Raw genomic sequence first — 20074 nt, forward strand, 5'->3', positions numbered from 1 at the left:
GGGCGAGGCTGCGGGGATGAGCGACGACATCCGCCCCTTCACCATCGACGTCCCGGACGCCGCGATCGACGATCTGCGTGATCGCCTGGCCCGCGCCCGCTGGCCCGAGAAGGAACCGGTCGACGACTGGAGTCAGGGCATTCCCCTCGCCTACACGCAGGAGCTCTGCGACTACTGGGCGACCGACTACGACTGGCGCCGGTTCGAGTCGTCGCTCAACGCCTACGACAACTTCCTCACGGAGATCGACGGTCTCGACATCCACTTCATCCATGTGCGCTCGCCCCACGAGAACGCGACGCCCATGATCCTCACGCACGGCTGGCCCGGATCCGTGGCCGAGTTCATGGGGGTCATCGAGCCGCTCACGAACCCGACCGAGCATGGTGGCACCGCCGACGATGCGTTCCATCTCGTGATCCCGTCGCTGCCCGGCTACGGCTGGAGCGGCAAGCCGACGTCGACCGGCAAGGGTGTGGCCTGGATCGCGACCGCATGGAACACCCTGATGGTTCGGCTCGGCTACGACTCCTATGTCGCCCAGGGCGGCGACTGGGGTGGTGCCGTCACGACCTACATCGGTATGCAGAACCTGGGCAACGCCCGGGCGATCCACACCAACATGCCGGTCGCCGGGCCGACGCCCGAGTCGCTCGCCGATCCGACCCCGCAGGAGGCCTCGGCGCTCGAGGGTCTCGGCCACTACGACCGGTGGGATTCGGGCTACTCGAAGCAGCAGTCGACCCGTCCGCAGTCGCTCGGCTACGGCCTCGTCGACTCGGCCACCGGCCAGTGCGCCTGGATCGCCGAGAAGATGTGGGCGTGGACCGACAACGACGGCCACCCCGAGTCGGCCCTGTCGAAGGACCAGATCCTCGACAACATCTCGATCTACTGGTTCACCGCATCGGGTGCGTCGTCGGCTCGCCTCTACTGGGAGAGCTTCGCCGACTTCGGTAGCGGCGGGGTGGAGATCCCGACCGGGTGCTCGATCTACCCCAAGGAGATCATCCGCTGCTCGCGCCGCTGGGCCGAGCAGCGCTACACGAACATCCAGTACTGGAACGAGCTCGACAAGGGCGGCCACTTCGCCGCCTGGGAACAGCCCGACATCTTCGTCGGCGAGATGCGCGCCGCCTTTTCCGTTCTGTGAGCTTGAACGCCGCTCAGAGCGGCGTTCAAGCTCACAGAACGCGGGATTGGAGGGTGGTGTAGGCGTCGGGGACGGGGTTGGTGCCGGTGAGGTCGGCGGCCGGGTACGGGGTGCCGAAACGGGTCTCGACCGGGATCACGCCGGCCCACCACGGACCCGCCATGTCGTCGGGCTCGTCGATCGGGTCGCCGGCGCGCACCTTGGCCGACGCCTCGGCCAGCGGCATCTCGAGCACGAGCGTCTTGCGTTCGTCGACGTCGCTCACGTCGCGGCCGAGGTCCCAGTTCTCGACGACATGATCGGTGATGATCTTCAGCGCCCGGAGCTTCGCCGCCTTGTCGGTGATCTTCGTGGCCCGGCCCCGCACCACGACCGAGCGGTAGTTCATCGAGTTGTGGAACGGGGTGCGGGCCATCACGAGCCCGTCGACTTGGGTCACCGTGGCGCAGATCTCGTGGCCGTCGCCCGTGCCGAGCAGATGGTTGGCCGCCGCGCCGTGGAGGTAGAGCGTGGTGTCGTCGCGGCCGTAGGCCATCGGCAACACGAGGGGACCGTCGGGCGTCTGCACGCCCACGTGGGCGATCAGCCCGGCGTCGAGGATCTCCCTGATCCGTTCGTCCTCGTAGACCGCGCGGTTGGCGCCGCGGCGCACGGTCGTTCGGGGTGATGCAGGATCGGCCATCGCCGGAGAGTACTTCGGTGCTGTCCGGGGGCAGCCCGACTTATTGCAACCTCCGGCGCCAGCGAGCCGCGGCGATCGCCGTCGCCGGGACCTCCTGCAGCACCCTGCTCAGCGATGCATCAGGGGTTGGGCACCCAGTTGCCGTGGAAGCCGTAGGGCACGCGCTGGGGCAGGTGCACGATGGCTTGCGGCTCGCCGCTGAAGTCCTGCGCGGCGAGGATGACCACGTCGGCGGTGTCGGTGTTGGCGTCGTGGACGTAGCTCATGCACCAACCGTCGTCCTCGGCGGCGTCGGGAGAGCGGGGCACGAACACCATCTCCTGGGTTGACCGACCCGGGCCGAAGTCGTGCAGCTCGACGGTGTTGGTCCGCAGGTCTCGTTTGAACGCCGGGCCCTCCTCGCCCACGAAGCCGACCGAGTAGCCGTAGCGGGCGTCCTTACCGACTCTGCGCTCGTCGACGCGAGGGAACTCCTGGTTGCGGTCGTCGAGCAGTTCCTCGCTGACCGTCCCCTTCGCGGGATCGAGGATCCACCGGGTGAGCGTCGGGGGGCCCTCCGCCGGACCGTTGGTCACCGAGTCGAACATGCGCTCGTGACGACAGACGTCGAGCTGGATCGTGCCGTCGGCCCGGTCGAAGGAGTTCATCGGATGGAAGACGAAGCACGGGTCGAGCTCGCACCAGGTGACGGCCTCGGCCGGCGCGTCGAAGGGCAGCACTCCGATCCGACAGACCTCGTCGGGCTGCCACCGGTAGGGGAGACCGGCGCCGGCCATCGCCGCGTCGAGGTCGAAGTGGACGGGGAAGTCGAGGATCAGCACGGCACTCTCGGTGATCGAGCAGTCGTGCACCATGGGGCTGTGCCCGGTCGGCACGTCGACGGTGCGACGGACGCGGCCGTCGGCGCCGACGACGACATAGCGGACGAAGTCCCAGCCGAAGAAGTACGTGACCGCGTGGAGTTCTCCCGTGTCGGGATGCCGTTTGGGGTGGGCGGTGAAGGTCCCCTCGAGCGTTCCCTCGAAGTTGTTCGACGCCACGGTCTCGAGCTCATGGGTCAGCTCGACCGGATAGCTGAACCCCTCGACGATCGCGAACGTGGTGCCGGCGTGACCGATCACGTTGGTGTTGGCCGTGCCGTCGCCGCCCTCGTGGCGAGGACCGGGCATGCGAGGGCGTCCCAGCGCATCGGCCACGTGGTCGCTGTTGACGTAGCGATTGCGGTACCACTGGGCCTTGCCGTCGCGGAGTTCGAGGCCGTGGACCATCCCGCTGCCGGTGAACCAGTGGTCGGTCGGCGAGGGGTCGGTCACCGGGTTGGGCCCGATCCGCAGGAGTCGACCGTCGAGTTCGCTCGGGATCGTGCCGGTGACCGCGAGGTCGAGTGCCGTGAGCTCCTCACGGACGGGTGCGTAGTTGCCTTGGAAGAAGTCGACCGTCGTCATGGCCCCAGTGTCGCCGAGGGGTACTCGACCCCGCATCCACCTCAGGAAGGATTCGACCTGCGTTCAGGGAACCTCGATCGTCGTCTCGAACGTCGCCGGCCAGTTGTCGAGATCGCCCGCGTAGTCCACCTCGATCCGGTAGGGGCCGGGGTCGAGCGCGCCGAGGTCGAAGGTGGCCACGCCACGCGGCGACGTGGTGGTGTCGATTGCCTCGAGTGGGCCGGGCGCGAGGAAGAGGTTGGCCCGGCCACCGCCGACGAACTCGAGTGAGATCGTCGTCGTCCCGACCGAGTCGGGCGGGATGCCGACCGTGGCCCGCAGCTCGTAGGCGCTGCCGGCGATGACGGGGATGGTCGGGCCGTCGATGAAGACGATCTCGTCCGGCTCGGCGTCGATCGTGATCCAGTTCCGACCGTCGCCGTTGCCGAGCGACACCCGACCCATCGGTTCGCCGTAGGCCGCCCAGCCGGTCAGCCCCTCGACGAAGTCACCGTTGGCGATCCTGTCCGTCGGGTCGTCGCCATCGGTGTAGCCGATCTCGGCGATACGCAGCTGCGCGGACCCGGGGGTGGTGTCCTCGACATTGGTCCGTACGAGCACGATCGCTTCGGTCACGCCGGCGGGAACGGTGCCGGTCACCGAGATGGTGGAGAGAGCACCGGCTTGCGAGCGCAGCGTCGCCGTCACCGGTGCCGCCTCGACCGGCGCGCCGTCGTCGGCGGTGAGCGTGACGGTGATGTTGCCCGCGTCGTCGGCCGATCCCTCGATGACCGTGCGGCTGCCGTCGTAGCGGACGATGGCACTCGTCAGCGCGGCCGGGTCGTCGTCGGGGAGCGCGAGTTCGGGTTGATCGACCCATGACTGGAAGGAGATGTGTTGTGGCGTCGACCCGTGGTCGCGTTCGAGCGTGGCGACGTTCTCCATGAGGAAGTCCATCCAGCGTCGGCTGCTGGTTTCGGTGCCGCCGTTGTAGAGCACGCCGAACGGGACGCCCCTGGCGTCGGCGACCGCCTCGATCCCGACGGCGATCTCGGGCCACGATTCGTAGTACCAGTTGGGATCGATGTGGAGGAAGGCGAACGACTCACCGGCACGCTCCTCGTACGTGTCGAGCCAGATCTCCATGTCCTCGGGTGTCGTTGTCGGTGATGCCCAGATCGGCTCGATGGTGCCCACGGGGACATCGGGGAAGATGGCCCGCATCTGCCGCATGTAGTCGATGACCTCGTCGACGATCCGTTCGACGGTGTAGTTGCAGGCGTCCGGACCTTGGAGCTTGTGAGCGAAGTGATACGGCTCCTCGATCGCCACGACGGCGATCGTGCCGCCCAGATCGTGGATCCGCTGCGCCATCTCGAGGTCGTACGGGCCCTCGAAGGATTCGGTGTGGGCGCACTCGGCCGGGTCCGGTGGTTGCAGTGGTTCCGTTTCGAACATCAGGGGGATGCCGTGGTCGTCGAGGTAGCCGATCATCACCCGCAACTGTTCGTCCGACAGGAAGTGGCGGACCTGCCAGGCGTGGACGCGAAAGACATCGACGCGTGCGCGCGCCTCTGCCCACCGGGCCTGTCCGGCCTCGGTGAAGAGGTCGTCGAAGTCGGCCATGCCGGGCGGCAGTGGCAGGTTCGCTCCCGCGGGCATCGGTGGCGTCACGTTCAACGTCACCATCGGGTCGCGGGCGAGCACCTCGTCGATGTCGTACGCCGGGGCCGGCGGCGGATCCGGCGCGGTCGTCGCGCCGGGCGCGGGCGCCGATGTGGTCGTCGGCACGGCGATGGGATCGGTGCTCTCGGCGGAGCTGCCGCAGGCACCCGCGAGCACCGCCCCGGCGACGATCACCGCCGCGAGCGATCGGGACGGAAGGCGCATGGACATCAGATCTCGCCGTCGCCGATCCATTTCGGGACATAGGTGAGGTCCTGCGCCTCGAGCGCATCGAGGAGCGCGGCGGGTGATTCCTCCGCGAGGAGGACGTCGCGGTTGGCGGGCTTCAGGATCTCCTTGTCGACCATCGAGTCGAGCAGGTGGAGCAGCGGCTGCCAGAACCCACCGACATCGAGCACCCCGACCGGCTTCTTCAGCAGACCGATCTGGTTCCAGGTCAGGGTCTCGGCGAGCTCCTCGAGTGTGCCGAATCCCCCGGGCAGGGCGATGAACGCGTCGGCCAGGTCGTACATGCGGGCCTTGCGCACATGCATCGTGTCGACCTCTTCGAGCACGGTGAGATCGGTGTGGCCGACCTCGCGGGAGAAGAGATTCCTCGGGATGACTCCGGTGACGCGGCCGCCATGCTCCATCACGGTGTCGGCGATCAGTCCCATGAGTCCGACCGCACCGCCGCCGTAGACGAGCTCGAGGTCACGTTCGACGAGGAGTCGCCCGAGCTCGACGGTGGCCTCGGTGATCGCAGGGTCGGCGCCGGGCGACGAGGCGCAGAAGACACAGACACGGGAGAAGTCGGACATCCCGAGACCGTAGCGAGTGCAGGAGTCCGAGCTGCCCGTTTCGGGTGTCAGGCCGGTCCGCAGGTAGATTGCGGCCCGTGGTTGATCACTCCATGAAGGCCAAGCTCGAAGACCTGCGCGAACGCAAGCAACAGGCGATCCACGCCGGCTCCGAACGTTCCGTTCAGCGTCAGCACGACAAGGGCAAGATGCTCGCCCGCGAGCGGATCGAGTATCTGCTCGACGAGGGTTCGTTCAACGAACTCGACATGCTCGCGCGTCATCGCGCGGCGGAGGGGGTGCTCGACGAGCGGCCTTACACCGACGGTGTCATCACCGGGTGGGGAACCGTCGACGGCCGGAAGGTCTTCGTCTTCTCGCAGGACTTCACCGTCATGGGCGGCGCCCTCGGCGAGGTCTTCGCGGAGAAGCTCCACAAGGTGATGGATCTCGCGCTCGCGACGGGCGCGCCGATGATCGGACTCAACGACGGCGCCGGTGCCCGCATCCAGGAAGGCGTCGTCTCGCTCGACGGCTACGGCGGCATCTTCTATCGCAACGTCCAGTCGTCGGGTGTCATCCCGCAGATCTCGGTGATCCTCGGCCCGTGTGCCGGCGGTGCGGTCTACAGCCCGGCCATGACCGACTTCATCTTCATGGTGCGCGAGAAGTCGCACATGTTCATCACCGGCCCCGATGTGGTCAAGACGGTGACGGGCGAAGAGGTGACCCTCGAGGAGCTCGGCGGTGCCGGCTCCCACAGCAGCAAGTCCGGCGTCGCCACCTTCGTGTCGGACTCCGAGGAAGAGGTGCTCGACGAGGTCAAGTACCTCCTGAGCTTCCTGCCGTCCAACAATCTCGAGCAGACCCCGAGGATGGAGTCGGCCGACGACCCCGATCGGCTCTGTCCCGAGCTCGACGAGATCCTTCCCGAGAGCCCCAACGTCCCCTACGACATGAAGAAGGTCATCGCCGCGGTGGTCGACGACGGCGACTTCATGGAGTACCACTCGGCGTGGGGCAAGAGCATCACCTGCTGCTTCGCCCGGGTCGACGGTCGTGCCGTCGGTGTGGTCGGCAACCAGCCGATGATGCTCGCCGGTGTGCTCGACATCGAGTCGGCCGAGAAGGCCGCCCGCTTCGTGCGGACCTGCGACGCGTTCAACATCCCGCTGCTCACCTTCGTCGACGTCCCGGGGTTCCTCCCCGGTGTCGACCAGGAGTACGGCGGCATCATCCGTCACGGCGCCAAGCTGCTCTACGCCTACTGCGAGGCGACCGTTCCCCGCATCCAGATCATCACCCGCAAGGCCTACGGCGGCGCCTACGTGGTCATGGACTCCAAGTCGGTCGGTTCCGACCTGGCGTTCGCATGGCCGACCGCGGAGCTCGCAGTGATGGGTTCGCAGGGCGCGGTGGAGATCATCCACCGCCGCGAGTTGGCCGATGCGGCCGATCCGGTCGCTCGCCGGGCCGAGCTCATCGACGACTACACCGAGCGTCTGGCCAATCCCTACATCGCCGCCGAACGCGGCTATGTCGCCGACGTGATCGAGCCGTCGGAAACGCGACGCAAGATCGTCGCGGGCCTCCGCTTGCTCGAGAGCAAGCGCGAGGAGATGCCGCAGCGCAAGCACGGGAACGTGCCGCTGTAATGGACGTCACCCCGGCGCCGACCGACGAGGAGATGGCGGCGATCCTGGCCGCCTACGAGGCGCTGTGGCCCCGCCCCGACGAGGCGACCACTCCCGACGATCTGCCTCGTTGGCGCTTCGCCGGCCGCTGGTGGTCGGCCCGCCCGCGCTACGGCGGCTGGACGTGAACCCCGCGGACCCGGAGCAGTTCCGGGTTCGCTTCGATTGGGGTCCGATGGGGCTCCGCACCATCGCTCCCGAGGTCGACGTCGTCGTGATCGTCGACGTGTTGTCGTTCACGACCTGTGTCGACGTCGCCCTCGGGCGGGGTGCCGAGGTCTTTCCCTACAAGATGAACGACGGTACCGCGGCCGACTACGCCGAATCGGTCGGGGCCGAGCTCGCGGGACCGCGCGACGGTGCGTCCCGGTTCTCCCTGTCGCCGAGCTCGATGGCCGACGTCCCCGCGGGGACGCGTATCGTGCTGCCCTCGCCCAACGGCGCGGCGCTCGCGTTCGGGGCGGTCGAGGCCGGTGCCGCAGAGGTCGTCGTCGCGTGCGTCCGCAACGGCGCGGCGGTCGGGAGCGTGTTCGCCGACGAGGACCTGACCGTCGGTGTCGTCGCCGCGGGGGAGCGCTGGAACGGATCCACCGGTCCGCTGCGGGTGGCGGTCGAGGACCTGCTCGGCGCCGGGGCGGTCCTGTCGATGTTCGACCGTCTCGATCTCAGCCCGGAAGCCCGGGTTGCGGCGGCGGCCTGGCACGACGCCGAGGGCGACTTGCTGGATCGACTCCGCGAGTGTCACTCGGGTCGTGAACTCATCGATCGGGGCTGGCCCGACGACGTGACGTTGGCGGCGCAGGCCCATGTGAGCGATCTCGTGCCGGTGTTGTGCGAGGGCCGCTTCGTCGCCCGCGCCGAGTGACCCCTCAGCGGATCTGCCGGCGGAGGTCGTCGAGCCATTGATCGGCCTCGGCGACGCCCGCCCGGGCCGACTCCTGCTCCTCGACCGTGCCGTAGGCCGACGGGTAGGACCCGAGGAACTTCACCCGTCCGTGTTTCATCTGGATGTTGCGCAGGGCGTCGCCGACGACCTGGTCGGCGATGTGGCCTTCGCAGTCGATGAGGAAGCAGTAGTCGCCGAGCCCCTTGCGGGTCGGCCGGCTCTCGAGCTTGGTCAGGTTGATGTTGCGGGCCGCGAACTCCGAGAGGATGGCGACCAGCGACCCGGGCTCGTCGGCTCGCTGGTAGATGACGATCGAGGTCTTGTCGTGGCCGGTCGGTGGGGTGACCCCGTCACGGCTGACCAGCACGAACCGGGTCTGGTTCTCGGGGTGGTCCTCGATGTCGGCCGCCAGGATCTCGAGGCCGTAGACCTCGGCCGAACGCTGCGGGGCGATCGCCGCCGTGTCGGTGCGGCCGGACTCCGACAACTCGCGGGCGGCGTCGGCGGTGGAGTTGGTCGCCTCGATGGCCGCCTTGCTCAGGGTGTCGGCGAGGTAGCGCCGGCACTGGGCATAGGCGACGGGCATCGAGCGGACGTGGGTGATGTCGTCGAGACCGACGCCGGGATTCACGAGGAGGTTGAGGTTCACGTTCATGACCACCTCGCGCTGGATCAGCAGATCGGCGTCGAACGCGAGCGTGTCGATGGTTGCGTTGACCGCTCCTTCGATCATGTTCTCGATCGCGGCGAAGCCGTAGTCGACCGCCGCACTCTCGACCGCACGGAGGACCTCGACGATGCTGCCGAACCGCACGAGATCCAGCGCGGCCAGGTCGGGCTCGCTGAGTAGCGCCTGCTCGGTGAACGTTCCGACCGGGCCCAGGTAGGCGATCGTCGGCGTCGAGGAGGTGGAAGCGTTCACGACCACGGAGGATAGAGCCGACGGAGCGAGCCTCCCGTGTATTACACAATAGACGACACGTGTTGCTCTGTTTGTAATGTTCCGTGGCTAGGATGGAGCCATGACGACGACCATGTCGCACGACGAACTGGTGGCGGCCTTCACCGGCGGTCTCGCGCCCGTCGACCGGGTCAGCCCCTTCGAGGGATCCGACCGGCTCCGGCCCGACGGCCGACCCCGACCCGAGTTCCGGGCCGAACTCCGCCGGATCCCGAATGTGCGCAACGCGTTCCTCGTGGCGGTCGCGCTCGTCTATCCATTCGTCGCGATCGGCGCCGCGGTGGCGCTCGACCATCCGGTGGCGTGGGTGATCGCCTTCTTCGTGATGGGGGCGTACTTCCAGCGGGCCCTGACCCTGTTCCACGAGGCCGCCCACCGGTTGCTCTTCAGCAACCGGCGACTCAACGACCTCGTCGGCGAGAAGCTGATCGGGTGGATCGCGTTCGGGACCGGTGAGGCCAACTACCGACTCGCCCACTCCCAACACCATCGCGACGAGTTCGGCGAGCGTGAGCCCGACTTCGCCCTCTACGCCCGCTACCCGATCCCACGGGCATCGCTGCGGCGGAAACTGCTGCGCGACGCGCTCGGCGTGTCGGGATGGAAGAACGTCAAACCATCGCTCGTGGGCCTCGCCCGCAAGGGACGACGGGTGCGGGCGTTGCGCTTCCTGGGCGGGCAGGCACTCGTCTTCGTGGTCTTCGCCGTCCTCGGTCACCCTTGGCTGTTCCTGTTCCTCTGGCTGCTGCCCTGGCTCACCTACTGGCGAGTCGCCAACCGCCTCCGCGCACTGGCCGAGCACGCGGGGATGACCCGCTCCGACGACCGCCGCCTGACCACCCACCACATCCGCCAGGGGTTCCTCTCGAAACACGTGTTCTTGTCGCAGTCCATCGGCTACCACCTCGCCCACCATGTCGACTCGGGCATCCCGATGGCCAACCTCCCGAAGCTCCAGCAGGCGCTCGAGGAGGACGGCTATGTCACCGATGCGATCACCCATCGCGGCTACTGGGCCTTCTGGCGGACTCTCACCCGACCGGACGACTGACCTTCGTGGCCGACCTCTCCGCGCGCAGCATCGTTGCGTCCACCCTGCTCGGAACGATCCCGCCGCGGCTCCCCGGCCGGTTGCTCGTGGCCTTCGCGGAGGAGTTCGGTGTCAATCCGGGCACGACGCGGGTGGCGCTCAGCCGTATGGTCGATCGGGGCGAACTGCACCGGGAGACCGACGGGCACTACGTGCTCGCCGGCCCGTTGCTCGAGCGCCAAGTCCGCCAGGAGGCCGGGCTCGCGCCCCGCGTGCGCCCCTGGTCGGGTGCCTGGGAGGTCCACGTCGTGCTGGGCGGCGCACGAGATGCAGGCGAGCGGGCCGGTTTGCGGCAGGCAGCCGCACACCTGGGCCTCCGGGAACGGCGTGAAGGGGTGTGGCTGCGCCCCGACAACCTCGATCCCGAGCGACTTCCGTCGGCTCGCGAAGTGGTCGCGACCCAGACCGAACGCTACCTGGCGACCCCGGCCGGCGACCCCGCTGCGCTCGTCGTCGAGCTCTTCGATCTCGAGCCGTGGGCAACCGAGGCGCGCAAACACATTCGGCGCATGTCGGCGATGAGCGACCGGCTCGATGCCGGGAGTCCCGGATCGTTGGCCGACGGCTTCGCGGTCGCCGCCCACTCGCTGCGACACCTCGTGGCCGATCCCTTGCTCCCGGTCGAGCTCCACCCGCCCGAGTGGCCGGCCACGGCACTGCGCCGGAGCTACGACGAGTACGACCGGACCTATCGACGCCACCTGTCGGCCTTCTTTCGCAGTCGATCTAGATTGGCCGGATGAGCAACCGCTTCTACTTCCGTCAGCTGCTCTCGGGCCGCGACTTCGCCACCGGCGATCCGATGGCCGCCCAGATGGTCAATTTCGTCTACGCGATCGGTGACCGGGAGACCGGCGAGGCGCTCCTCGTCGATCCGGCCTACGACGTCAACGGTCTCGTCGACACCATCGAGGCCGACGGCATGCGGTGCGCGGGCGTGCTCGCCACCCACTACCACCCCGATCACGTCGGCGGCTCCATGATGGGCATGAAGCTCGAAGGTGTCGCCGAGTTGATGGAACGGGTCGAGGTTCCGATCCACGTGCAAGCGGCCGAGGCCGAGTTCGTCCAGAAGGTGACCGGGCTGTCCGACGCCGCCCTCGTCCGGCACCGCAGCGGCGACAAGGTGTCGGTGGGAGCCGTGGAGATCGAGCTGATCCACACGCCGGGACACACGCCGGGGAGTCAGTGCTTCCTGGTCGACGGTCGCCTCGTCGCCGGCGACACCCTCTTCCTCGACGGGTGTGGCCGCACCGACCTACCGGGCGCTGATCCCGCCGAGATGTACGAGAGCCTCACCCAGCGGCTCGCGCGGGTCCCCGACGAGGCGGTGCTCTATCCAGGCCACCAGTACTCGATCGAGTCGTCGGCGACGATGGGCATCACCCGCGAACGCAACATGGTGTTCCGGCCGAAGAGCCGGGAGCAGTGGCTGGCGGTCTTCGGGGGCTGAGTCTCAGCCCGCCGCCTCCTGCTGCCACATGTGCATGCAGTTGTCGCAGCTGTAGAACTCGGTCTGGCTGAAACGGTCGAAGAGGTCGCGATGGGCGAGGCCCATGCACTTCGGGCAGGTCGCGGTGGGGCGGCCTTCGTCGCGCAGGTCGATCTCCGGTCCGGTCGGGTTGCGGATCGACGCCGACTCGAACACGCCCGTGTCGGGGACGGTCGCGTCATCGGGTACGTCCGATGTCGTCGGGGCCTCGCTCGTGAGCGGCACCATCGAGAGCCGGCTCAGGGGCCGCCGCGTGGCCGGAGCGGGTTCCGGGGGGGCGACCTGCGCCTGCCGAACCGTCGGAGCGACCTCCGCGACGAGCGTGTGGCGGGATCGACGACCGAACGGCCAGCGGGAGGGTTCCGGCTCCGACTCGTCGTAGAGGTCCGACACCTCGTGGGCGTCGCCGAGCTGGCCCCTGATGGTCGCCAGTGCCTTGGCCGGATCGGCCACTGACGCGCCGAGTGTGTCGCGTTCGAACTCGCGGAGATCGAGGACGCCGTCCTTGTCGAGTACGAAGTCATCGACCCGTTCCGCGTCGGTCGTCGTGCGTTCGATCGCGGCATTGCGCAGCCGATGAGCCAAGGGTTCGTTCGTCTGATCCCGCTTCTCCACCACGTTCTCCTCCGCGTCTTCCTCCACCGCGCTGCCGTCGACGACATGGTTCGTCGTCACGTTCGCCTCGGTCGGGTGGGCCGCACCCGCAATGGTCACGCTAGGAAGCGCGTCCCCCGCGGGGCATGAGTCGATCGACCTATTTCCGGGCGAGTTCGGCCAGCTCGGAGGCCGTCCACCCCTCGGCGACGCCGGGCGCGGCCAGCAGCGCGTCGACGATCTCGTCGACGGGGCTGCTGTGCACCTCCAGCAGCCCCCGCAGGATCGTGCCGACATAGGCAGCCGAGGGCGGGTTGGTGCGTCGATCCGTCAGCGGAGCAGACGACGTGAACGTCACGACAGGGATGTCGTGCGCCGATTCGAGGCGGAGGACCCCGCCGTAGGCACCGCCGCCGAGCGCTGTCACCATTCCCGGGGTCAGCGAGTCGACCTGAATCGGTGCCGACGCGCGCCGGTTCTCCTGGGCGACGACGTCGTCGAACTGCCCCTTGGTGATCAGGTAGCGCCGCCCGGGGGCGGGGACACCTCCGTCGTGATCGAGGAATGCGACGCCACCACCTCCCCACTTCGCGCTGTCGCCGAGGAAGCGGACCCCCGTGGGGAACCAGCAGGCCTCGCTGTCCCGCGGCGGCCGGGGATCGCGTGCTCCGGGTTCGGATCGTGTCGCCCCGCGGGCGCGGCCGCCCGTCAGGTAGGCCTCGAATCGGGCCGCCAGGCAGTTCGAGCCGTAGGCGGCGTACCAGATGAGGTCATCGTCGGACTGCGCCACGGGTCAGAAGGCTAGGGGCGGCCTGCGATCGGCCCGACGACCCTGGTCCCCAGACCTCAAGACCGCCCGACGGAGGCCGATTGTGCTGGTGGAGCCGCGCTCGCGGACCACTCGCACCCCAGAGGACCACGCATGACGGAGCATCACGAATCGACCTCGGCACCGACTGCTCGCGAACAGGAGCTCGAGCTGGAGGTCGCTCGACTGAAGGCCGAACTCGAGACGCTGCGGGGCGATGACCCGACCGCGGTCACCTCGCGATTCCTGACGATGGCGGCCGAGACCGTCGACCGTGCCGTCGCCGACGCTCGCCGCGAGGCCGACGAGATCGTCGAGGAGATCAGCGCCGAGGCCGAGGCCCGCCGCGACGAGGCGACTCGCGTTGCCGCCGAAGCCGAGGCCATGGCCGAGCAGCTGCTCGCCGACGCCGACCGTGCCCAGGAGGCGGTCGAGGAGGCGACCGAGAAGGCCGCCGCCATCACCGCGGAAGCCGAACGCGAAGCCGAGGCGATCGTCGCCGCGGAACGCGAGAAGATCGCCCTGGAAGTCGAAGCCGTTGCAGAGATTCGTCTCGCGCTCGACGAAGAACGCGCCGCCCTCGACGGCTACCACGAGTCGCTGCGACGCCGCGTGGAGGAGCTCGCGAACTCGATGGTGTCGTTCATGCACACCGAGCTTCCCGCCGGCGACCTCAAGGTTCTGGGTGAGGGTGAGGGTGAGGGTGACGGCGAGGGCGAGCACGAGCACTCGGGCTTCGATGCCGACGACGATCCCCTCGACACCCCGGCGCCCGTCGCCGAGGAACCGGTCGCAGCGGTGACCGATCCCTGGCTCGAGATGCTCGAAGGCGCCATCCCCGAAGAGGACCGAATCGTGGACGTACCCGAGACCGCCGTCGATGAGGTACCCGTGGGCCCGCTCTCCGTCTTCGGTGGCGTGCCGGTGATCGAGACCGTGTCCGACGAGACCGTGTCCGAGGAGAAGCGCCCCAGCGGCGGCCTGTTCTCACGGATCCGTTCGCGGGAAACCACCGTCGTCGGTTTCGACGACCTCGCCGCCGATGACGAGACCGACGAAGAGACCGATGACGTCGGTCTCTTCGGATCGCTCGGCCCCCGTCTCATCGAGCAGACCCGGCCGGACACCCTGGCCGAGGCGCTCGAGACCGAGGACATCGACGATCAGGCGTTCCGGCAGTTCCTCGACGGCGACGACGCCCCCGATCCGAGTCGCGACTGGTTGCTGCGGCCTGAGCAGAGCTGACGGCCATTGTTCAGCGCGATGCTCCGGGGACACCCGGCTGATTCGACGTCCGACGTCGACGCGCTGATCGAGCAGTGGACGCACGACAAGACGGCGGTTCGTGACCGCACGTTGGAACTGATCCGCGTCGCCCATTTCGTGATGGGCCCGTTGGTCGTGGCCGGTCTGGTTCTCTCGCGGCCGGCCGGGCACGTGATGGTGGCGTCGGCCATCTATCTGCTCGGGATGGTCGCCGTCCTGCTCGTCGCCGACCGGCGGCACCAGGCCGCGATGCTGGGGGCATTCGATCTGCTCCTCATCAGCTATGTCAGCGCGTCGGACCCCGCGGCGTGGGTCGCGCTGCTGGTGCCGATGGTCTCCGCGGTCACCATCGGCTGGTTGGTGTCGCCCCGTGCGAGTTGGATCCTGTGCGGGATCGGGTGCGGCGGCATGTCCATCGCAGCGTTCATCGCCCACCCGCCGGGCGGCGTCTACGCCATTGCGGTGATGGTCGCCACCACCGCGTCGATGAACTCCAACAACCTGAAGATCCTGGGCGAAGGTCGCGACAGTCTCCTGCGGGTGGCCGACCTGGTCGATTCGCTGCCGGTCATCGTGTGGGAAGCGGAGATGGCGACCTTCGATCTCACGCGGGCCGTCGGCCGCGTCGAGGACCTCCTGGGATTCGCGGTCACCGACTGGCGAAGCCTGCCGGTCGCGCAGCGGGTTCACCCTGCGGACCTCCACCGGTATGTCGCCGATCTCGCTGCCATCGATGGGCCGGCGGTTCGTGAGGTCCGCCTGCGTTGTGCGGACGGTTCGTCACTTCGGGTGCGAGAGGTCGTGCGGTCGGTCGAAGTCGCCGATCGTCGCTATCTCCGGGGCGTGATCCTCGACATCGCCGAAGAAGCCGCCGCTCGTGAAGAAGTCGACCGGCTGGCCGCGGTGGTCGCCCACCAGGCCGAGCCACTGCTGGTTCTCGCGCCGAGGTCGACACCCGAAGAGGAACCTGCGGTGTTGCAGGTCAACCCTGCCTTCGCCGCACTCGCCGGGATCGGTGCTGCCGATGCGGTGGGGAGAACCCTGACCGGGATCGCGCCGTGGCTGCCGGTGACGATTCGCGCCGATCTCGACGACGTCCATCTGACCGGACGCGTGGCCGATCGTGACGACGTCGACATTGCGACCCCCGAGGGCATTCGCACCTTCGACTACGAGATGGTCGCACTTCCCGACGGTGCCATCGGCGTGCAGTTCACCGACGTCACCGATCGGAGGCGAGCGACGGAGCTGATCCGTCATCAGGCGTTCCACGACCACCTGACCGGGTTGCCGAATCGCTCCCTGCTCTTCGATCGGCTCACCCAGGCACTGGCGGTCCTACAGCGCGATGGCACCAGCGTCGGGCTGCTCCTGTTGGATCTCAACCAGTTCAAGGAGATCAACGACACGCTGGGCCACGGCCACGGCGACGAACTCCTCACGACGATCGGGAGTCGGCTGAGCAACCTCATGCGCGAGGTCGACACCGTTGCCCGACTCGGCGGTGACGAGTTCGCCGTCGTCATCGGCGGTGCGACCGAGGCGGATCTGTTCGAGGTCGCGCACAGGGTCGCGGACGCCGTCAAGCAACCGGTGCGACTCGGTGGCATCGGCGTCGAAGTCACCGCCTCGATCGGTGGGGTGATCGCGCCGACGCACGGCACCGACGCCGAGGTCCTCCTCCAACGGGCCGACATCGCGATGTACGACTCGAAGCGCTCGGGGGTGCCGTACCGGCTCTACGCCAGAGACGACGACCGACACTCACTCGACCGCCTCACCCTGATGGGTGAGCTTCGCCATCTCCTCGACGGCGGGCTCCGCGTCTGGTTCCAGCCGAAGGTCGACCTGCGCACCGGAACGGTGCGAGAGATGGAAGCACTGGCCCGCTGGGAGCATCCGCGGCTCGGTCTCCTCGGCCCCAACCAGTTCATCGAGTTGTGTGAGGTTTCGGGCCTGGTCGGCGACCTCACGTTCGCGGTGCTCGATCACGCGCTCGAGACGATCCGGGACTGGCCGGGCCAGCGGGTCGCGGTCAACGTGCCGGTGCGCAACCTGTACGACCGGAACCTGCCGCAAGCGGTCGCCGATCGACTCGAGTCGGCCGGTGTCGCCGCCGAGCGGCTCATCCTCGAGATCACCGAGCGCGAGATCATGGAGGACCACCGGGCGATCGTCGACGTGCTCGAGGCCTTCCACGAGCAGGGTGTCCGCATCTCCATCGACGACTTCGGCACCGGCTTCTCGTCGTTGACCCATCTGCGCAAGCTCCCGATCCACGAGATCAAGATCGACCAGTCGTTCGTCTCGGGCATGCTCGACCGCGAGAACGACTACATCATCGCCCGGTCCATCATCGACCTCGCCCACAACCTCGGTCACCGGGTCGTGGCCGAAGGGGTGGAGGACACTGCGACCCTGGAGCTGCTCCGGAGCCTCGGGTGCGACTTCGCGCAGGGCTTCCTGTTCGCACGACCCGGCCCGCCGGAGCGCATCCGCCGCCAGATCGAGAGCGGTCCGGCCCTCGATCACGAGGGCGTACTGGCCTGGAACGTGCATCGCTGACAGCCCGTCACGCGACGAGCCGTAGACTCTGCGGCTGATGGGCGCCGCCACCAACGCACCTGGTTCCGTCGACGTCGGCCGCGTCCGGGGACTCGACGGCCTGCGGGCGATCGCCGCGCTCGCGATCGTCGTGCACCACGTCGGGTTCCAGTCGGCGGCCACCTACCGCCACGAGACGTGGGGCGGCTATCTCGGCCGGCTCGACATCGGTGTGCCGGTCTTCTTCGCGCTCTCGGGCTTCCTGCTCTTCCGCCCGATTGCCGTGTCGGTGCTCGACGACACTGCACTGCGGCCCGCCCTCGAGCACCTGTGGCGCCGAGCGCTTCGCATCTATCCGGCGTTCTGGGTCGCGCTCACGGCGATCGTGCTGTTGACCAGCGAAGGATTCGCCGACGTGACCGGTGCGGTCACGACCTACCTCCTGATCCACATCCATTGGCCGACGCACTCGATCGGCCCGATGCCGCAGGCGTGGAGTCTCGCGACCGAGATCAGCTTCTATGCCGCGCTCCCACTGATGGCCCGCTTCCTGCGCCCCTGGTTGCGCGACCGTGACCGGGCGGCGCGACGCAACGCTCTGCTCGTCTTCATCGCGCTGTGCTATTTCCTGTCGGTCTTCTTCCGGATCTGGGTGCTCAGCCTCGACACTCGGTGGACTCCCTCACAGGTCCTGTGGCTGCCCGGCACGCTCGACTACTTCGCCATCGGCATGGGGTTGGCGGTCGCCCGGGTCGGGTTCGCCGACGGCGAGCCGCTGCGCGACCGTCTCGAGCGGTGGGCCGGTCCCGCCGGGATGTGGTGGATCGCAGCTGCGGTGCTCTTCCAGATCGTCTCCCAACACATGGGTCTCGCCCTCGGCGTCGAGGACGCGTCGTGGCCGCGCGAGATCGGCCGTCAGGCGGTCTACGGCGCGATCGGCTTCTGCCTCCTCTTCCCCCTGATCTTCGGGTCGTCCCGCCGGTCGCTCGTGCGGTCGTTCGTGCGGAGCGGCCCGATGGAGTGGCTCGGCACGATCTCGTACTCCATCTACCTCTGGCACATGGTCTTCGTCGTTCATCCGTGGGAGCCGCTGGCCGACCGGTTCGGGGCCGTCCGCGAGACCGCGCTGTGGGACTACGCCGGAACCGACTTCTGGAGCTATCTCGTCATCGCCATGGTGCCGACGATGGTCGTTTCGGTGCTCAGCTACTACGTGGTCGAAGCGTGGGGGCAGCGCCACCAAGGGCTCGTGCGCCGCCCGGTGCTCGATCCGACTCCGTTGGAATCCGTCGTGATCCGGGCGCGCCACCGATGGATCGCCGCCTCGTTTCGGGCCCAGCTCGGGGTGATCGCGGGCGCGGGCTTCGTGGGCCGGGTCGCGTATGTGGCCTTCGCCAAACACGACCAGACGTTGGCGACCACCGACATCTTCCCGGGCGATCAGTTCTTCTACTCTCGGGCGGCCGACGCGTTGGCCAGGGGCGAGGGGTTCGTCACGCCGTGGCAGGACATCGCCGTCAAGGTCGGGCTCGCGGCGCCGACCGACCCGGCCGCCCATGCGGCCGATCACCCACCCCTCACGACGATCGTTGCCGCGCCCGCGTCGTTCCTACCCGGTGGTCGAGGCGACCACCTCTTCGCGCAGCGTCTCATCATGTGTGGCGTCGGTGCGGCGGTGATCGTGCTGGTGGGTCTGCTCGCCCGGAAGCTCGCGGGTCGAGAGGTGGGCGTCGTCGCCGCCGTCATCGCCGCGGTGTACCCCGGGTTGTGGATCAACGACGGCCTCGTGATGGCGGAGTCGCTCACCGTGCTGTGCATCACGGGGGCGCTCTACTGGGCGGCCCGCTATCGGGAGACACCGTCGCTGCGGCTCGCGGTGGGATTGGGCGCCTGGATCGCGTTCGCCGCCCTCGCCCGGGCCGAGTCGCTCCTCCTGCTGCCGCTCGTGGTCGCCCCGCTCATGTGGATCTCGCATCCCGGCTGGCGCGACCGCATCGGACGGGCGGTGCTCACGGGGGTGGCCACCATCGTCGTCCTGGCGCCTTGGGTGGTACCGAACCTGGTGCGGTTCGAGGAACCCGTGCTGCTGTCGCACGGCGACGGTCTCGTGCTGGTGGGAGCGAACAACGATGCCGTCTACTCCGGCGGGGGTCTCGGCTTCTGGCTGGCGCCGGGCGAGTTCCTCGATGCCACCGGGCGGTTCGACGACACCGACCCGAGTGTCGATTCGCGTGTCGCTCGCGACCAGGCGATCGACTACATCGGCGAACATCTGGGCGATCAGCCCCGGGTGATGGCGGCGCGCCTGGGCCGGATGTGGAGCGTCTACCGTCCGCTGGCGACGGCGCAGCTCAACACGCAGGAAGGTCGCGAGCTCTGGGCGTCGCACCTCTCGATCGGGGCGTTGTACCTTCTCGCACCGCTGGTCGGTATCGGGTTGTGGCGGCTCGGTCGAACGTGGGGACGTTGGATCCTCGTCGCGATGCTGGTGCACGTGTCGCTCGTTGCCGTGCTCTTCTATGGCATCCCGCGCTTTCGGGCCCCGGCCGAGGTGACGTTCGTGGTCGCAGCGGCGATCGGCATCCACTGGCTGGCTAGCCTCGGGACATGTCGACCACCGCGCACCTCGTCTTCGCCAGCGTCCTCGTCCTGACGGTCCTGTTCATCTACTCGCTGGTGCGTCAGCGGGTGTTGAAGAGCAAGTACGCGCTGTTGTGGTCGTTGGTCGCCGTGGCGCTGCTGCCGATCGCCGCGGTCCCGAGCATCGTCGAGTCGGTGTCCGACATGCTCGGCATCGAAACCCCGTCCAACACGATCCTGCTCGCGGCGGTCTCGCTGCTGTTCGCCACCACCGTGCACCTGACCTACGAGCTGTCACGCAACGAGGCCCGGACCCAGGACCTCGCCGAGGAGTTCGCCCTCCTCCGTGCCCGCCTCGACCTCGCCGCCTCCGAAGAAGGTACGGGTGTCTGACCCCAGAAGGTATGTGGGGTCAGACACCTGTACTTTCTCGGA

General features: G+C 68.3%; 18 protein-coding genes. 11 read left to right on the plus strand and 7 right to left on the minus strand.

Features of this window, described 5'->3' with window-relative positions; all coding sequences use genetic code 11:
* The first annotated feature begins 16 nt into the window (after positions 1-16).
* On the plus strand, positions 17-1153 hold the full coding sequence (locus R2707_18050; protein ID MEZ5246998.1) for an alpha/beta fold hydrolase: 1137 nt from the start codon (positions 17-19) through the stop codon (positions 1151-1153).
* A 31-nt stretch (positions 1154-1184) separates the two neighbouring features.
* Here R2707_18050 and R2707_18055 read toward each other — a convergent pair whose 3' ends face one another.
* From R2707_18055 to R2707_18070, 4 genes are all read right to left on the minus strand, one after another.
* A complete protein-coding gene (locus R2707_18055) occupies positions 1185-1835 on the minus strand; it encodes a pyridoxamine 5'-phosphate oxidase family protein (protein ID MEZ5246999.1) in 651 nt (216 codons plus the stop codon).
* 119 nt (positions 1836-1954) lie between these two features.
* Entirely contained in the window at positions 1955-3280 is a 1326-nt protein-coding gene (locus R2707_18060) for a carotenoid oxygenase family protein (GenBank protein MEZ5247000.1), read from the minus strand.
* A gap of 63 nt (positions 3281-3343) precedes the next feature.
* Positions 3344-5149: a hypothetical protein gene (locus tag R2707_18065; protein ID MEZ5247001.1), complete on the minus strand. Its 1806-nt coding sequence runs from the start codon at positions 5147-5149 to the stop codon at positions 3344-3346.
* 5 nt (positions 5150-5154) lie between these two features.
* Positions 5155-5745, minus strand: coding sequence for a TIGR00730 family Rossman fold protein (locus R2707_18070; protein ID MEZ5247002.1), 591 nt, complete (start codon positions 5743-5745; stop codon positions 5155-5157).
* Positions 5746-5822: 77 nt separating this feature from the next.
* Between R2707_18070 and R2707_18075 the strand changes: the two genes are divergently transcribed.
* The 3 genes from R2707_18075 to R2707_18085 are packed head-to-tail and all read left to right on the plus strand — an operon-like array spanning position 5823 to position 8283.
* The gene (locus tag R2707_18075; GenBank protein ID MEZ5247003.1) at positions 5823-7379 is read left to right on the plus strand and encodes an acyl-CoA carboxylase subunit beta; all 1557 of its coding nucleotides are present in this window, start codon (positions 5823-5825) and stop codon (positions 7377-7379) included.
* Positions 7379-7546 (plus strand): hypothetical protein, encoded by a 168-nt coding sequence (locus R2707_18080; protein MEZ5247004.1) that lies wholly within the window; start codon positions 7379-7381, stop codon positions 7544-7546. The genes R2707_18075 and R2707_18080 overlap by 1 nt, the downstream gene beginning before the upstream one ends.
* A complete protein-coding gene (locus tag R2707_18085; protein ID MEZ5247005.1) occupies positions 7543-8283 on the plus strand; it encodes a 2-phosphosulfolactate phosphatase in 741 nt (246 codons plus the stop codon). Before R2707_18080 ends, R2707_18085 begins: the two co-directional genes overlap by 4 nt.
* 4 nt (positions 8284-8287) lie before the next feature.
* Here R2707_18085 and pheA read toward each other — a convergent pair whose 3' ends face one another.
* Complete coding sequence (pheA, locus tag R2707_18090) at positions 8288-9226, minus strand: prephenate dehydratase (GenBank protein ID MEZ5247006.1); 939 nt, start codon at positions 9224-9226, stop codon at positions 8288-8290.
* 100 nt (positions 9227-9326) lie between these two features.
* Between pheA and R2707_18095 the strand changes: the two genes are divergently transcribed.
* The 3 genes from R2707_18095 to R2707_18105 are packed head-to-tail and all read left to right on the plus strand — an operon-like array spanning position 9327 to position 11808.
* On the plus strand, positions 9327-10316 hold the full coding sequence (locus R2707_18095; protein MEZ5247007.1) for a fatty acid desaturase: 990 nt from the start codon (positions 9327-9329) through the stop codon (positions 10314-10316).
* A 5-nt stretch (positions 10317-10321) separates the two neighbouring features.
* The gene (locus R2707_18100; GenBank protein MEZ5247008.1) at positions 10322-11098 is read left to right on the plus strand and encodes a PaaX family transcriptional regulator C-terminal domain-containing protein; all 777 of its coding nucleotides are present in this window, start codon (positions 10322-10324) and stop codon (positions 11096-11098) included.
* Positions 11095-11808 (plus strand): MBL fold metallo-hydrolase, encoded by a 714-nt coding sequence (locus R2707_18105; protein ID MEZ5247009.1) that lies wholly within the window; start codon positions 11095-11097, stop codon positions 11806-11808. Before R2707_18100 ends, R2707_18105 begins: the two co-directional genes overlap by 4 nt.
* A 3-nt stretch (positions 11809-11811) precedes the next feature.
* Here the strand turns inward: R2707_18105 and R2707_18110 are convergent, their stop codons facing one another.
* Complete coding sequence (locus R2707_18110) at positions 11812-12561, minus strand: hypothetical protein (protein ID MEZ5247010.1); 750 nt, start codon at positions 12559-12561, stop codon at positions 11812-11814.
* A 40-nt stretch (positions 12562-12601) separates the two neighbouring features.
* Positions 12602-13231: a hypothetical protein gene (locus R2707_18115; GenBank protein MEZ5247011.1), complete on the minus strand. Its 630-nt coding sequence runs from the start codon at positions 13229-13231 to the stop codon at positions 12602-12604.
* 132 nt (positions 13232-13363) lie between these two features.
* On the opposite strand from R2707_18115, the gene R2707_18120 reads away from it, so the two are divergent.
* Genes R2707_18120 through R2707_18135 form a run of 4 tightly spaced genes read left to right on the plus strand, consistent with a single transcriptional unit; the run spans position 13364 to position 20032 of the window.
* Positions 13364-14494 carry a hypothetical protein gene (locus R2707_18120; protein MEZ5247012.1) on the plus strand — a complete coding sequence of 377 codons (1131 nt, stop codon included), beginning with the start codon at positions 13364-13366 and terminating at the stop codon, positions 14492-14494.
* Positions 14495-14512: 18 nt separating this feature from the next.
* Entirely contained in the window at positions 14513-17080 is a 2568-nt protein-coding gene (locus R2707_18125; GenBank protein ID MEZ5247013.1) for an EAL domain-containing protein, read from the plus strand.
* A gap of 37 nt (positions 17081-17117) precedes the next feature.
* Complete coding sequence (locus tag R2707_18130) at positions 17118-19712, plus strand: acyltransferase family protein (GenBank protein ID MEZ5247014.1); 2595 nt, start codon at positions 17118-17120, stop codon at positions 19710-19712.
* Positions 19667-20032 carry a DUF2304 domain-containing protein gene (locus tag R2707_18135; protein MEZ5247015.1) on the plus strand — a complete coding sequence of 122 codons (366 nt, stop codon included), beginning with the start codon at positions 19667-19669 and terminating at the stop codon, positions 20030-20032. Before R2707_18130 ends, R2707_18135 begins: the two co-directional genes overlap by 46 nt.
* The last annotated feature ends 42 nt before the right edge of the window (positions 20033-20074 follow it).

It is taken from the genome of Acidimicrobiales bacterium, from assembly GCA_041394245.1.
Lineage (GTDB): Bacteria > Actinomycetota > Acidimicrobiia > Acidimicrobiales > Aldehydirespiratoraceae > JAJRXC01.

What these genes read in the sequence shown, in the direction of transcription:
- R2707_18050 (MEZ5246998.1), top strand. Translation starts at nt 17, where the DNA reads ATGAGCGACGACATCCGCCCCTTCACCATCGACGTCCCGGACGCCGCG.
- R2707_18055 (MEZ5246999.1), bottom strand. Translation starts at nt 1,835, where the DNA reads ATGGCCGATCCTGCATCACCCCGAACGACCGTGCGCCGCGGCGCCAAC.
- R2707_18060 (MEZ5247000.1), bottom strand. Translation starts at nt 3,280, where the DNA reads ATGACGACGGTCGACTTCTTCCAAGGCAACTACGCACCCGTCCGTGAG.
- R2707_18065 (MEZ5247001.1), bottom strand. Translation starts at nt 5,149, where the DNA reads ATGCGCCTTCCGTCCCGATCGCTCGCGGCGGTGATCGTCGCCGGGGCG.
- R2707_18070 (MEZ5247002.1), bottom strand. Translation starts at nt 5,745, where the DNA reads ATGTCCGACTTCTCCCGTGTCTGTGTCTTCTGCGCCTCGTCGCCCGGC.
- R2707_18080 (MEZ5247004.1), top strand. Translation starts at nt 7,379, where the DNA reads ATGGACGTCACCCCGGCGCCGACCGACGAGGAGATGGCGGCGATCCTG.
- R2707_18095 (MEZ5247007.1), top strand. Translation starts at nt 9,327, where the DNA reads ATGACGACGACCATGTCGCACGACGAACTGGTGGCGGCCTTCACCGGC.
- R2707_18105 (MEZ5247009.1), top strand. Translation starts at nt 11,095, where the DNA reads ATGAGCAACCGCTTCTACTTCCGTCAGCTGCTCTCGGGCCGCGACTTC.
- R2707_18120 (MEZ5247012.1), top strand. Translation starts at nt 13,364, where the DNA reads ATGACGGAGCATCACGAATCGACCTCGGCACCGACTGCTCGCGAACAG.
- R2707_18125 (MEZ5247013.1), top strand. Translation starts at nt 14,513, where the DNA reads ATGCTCCGGGGACACCCGGCTGATTCGACGTCCGACGTCGACGCGCTG.
- R2707_18130 (MEZ5247014.1), top strand. Translation starts at nt 17,118, where the DNA reads ATGGGCGCCGCCACCAACGCACCTGGTTCCGTCGACGTCGGCCGCGTC.
- R2707_18135 (MEZ5247015.1), top strand. Translation starts at nt 19,667, where the DNA reads ATGTCGACCACCGCGCACCTCGTCTTCGCCAGCGTCCTCGTCCTGACG.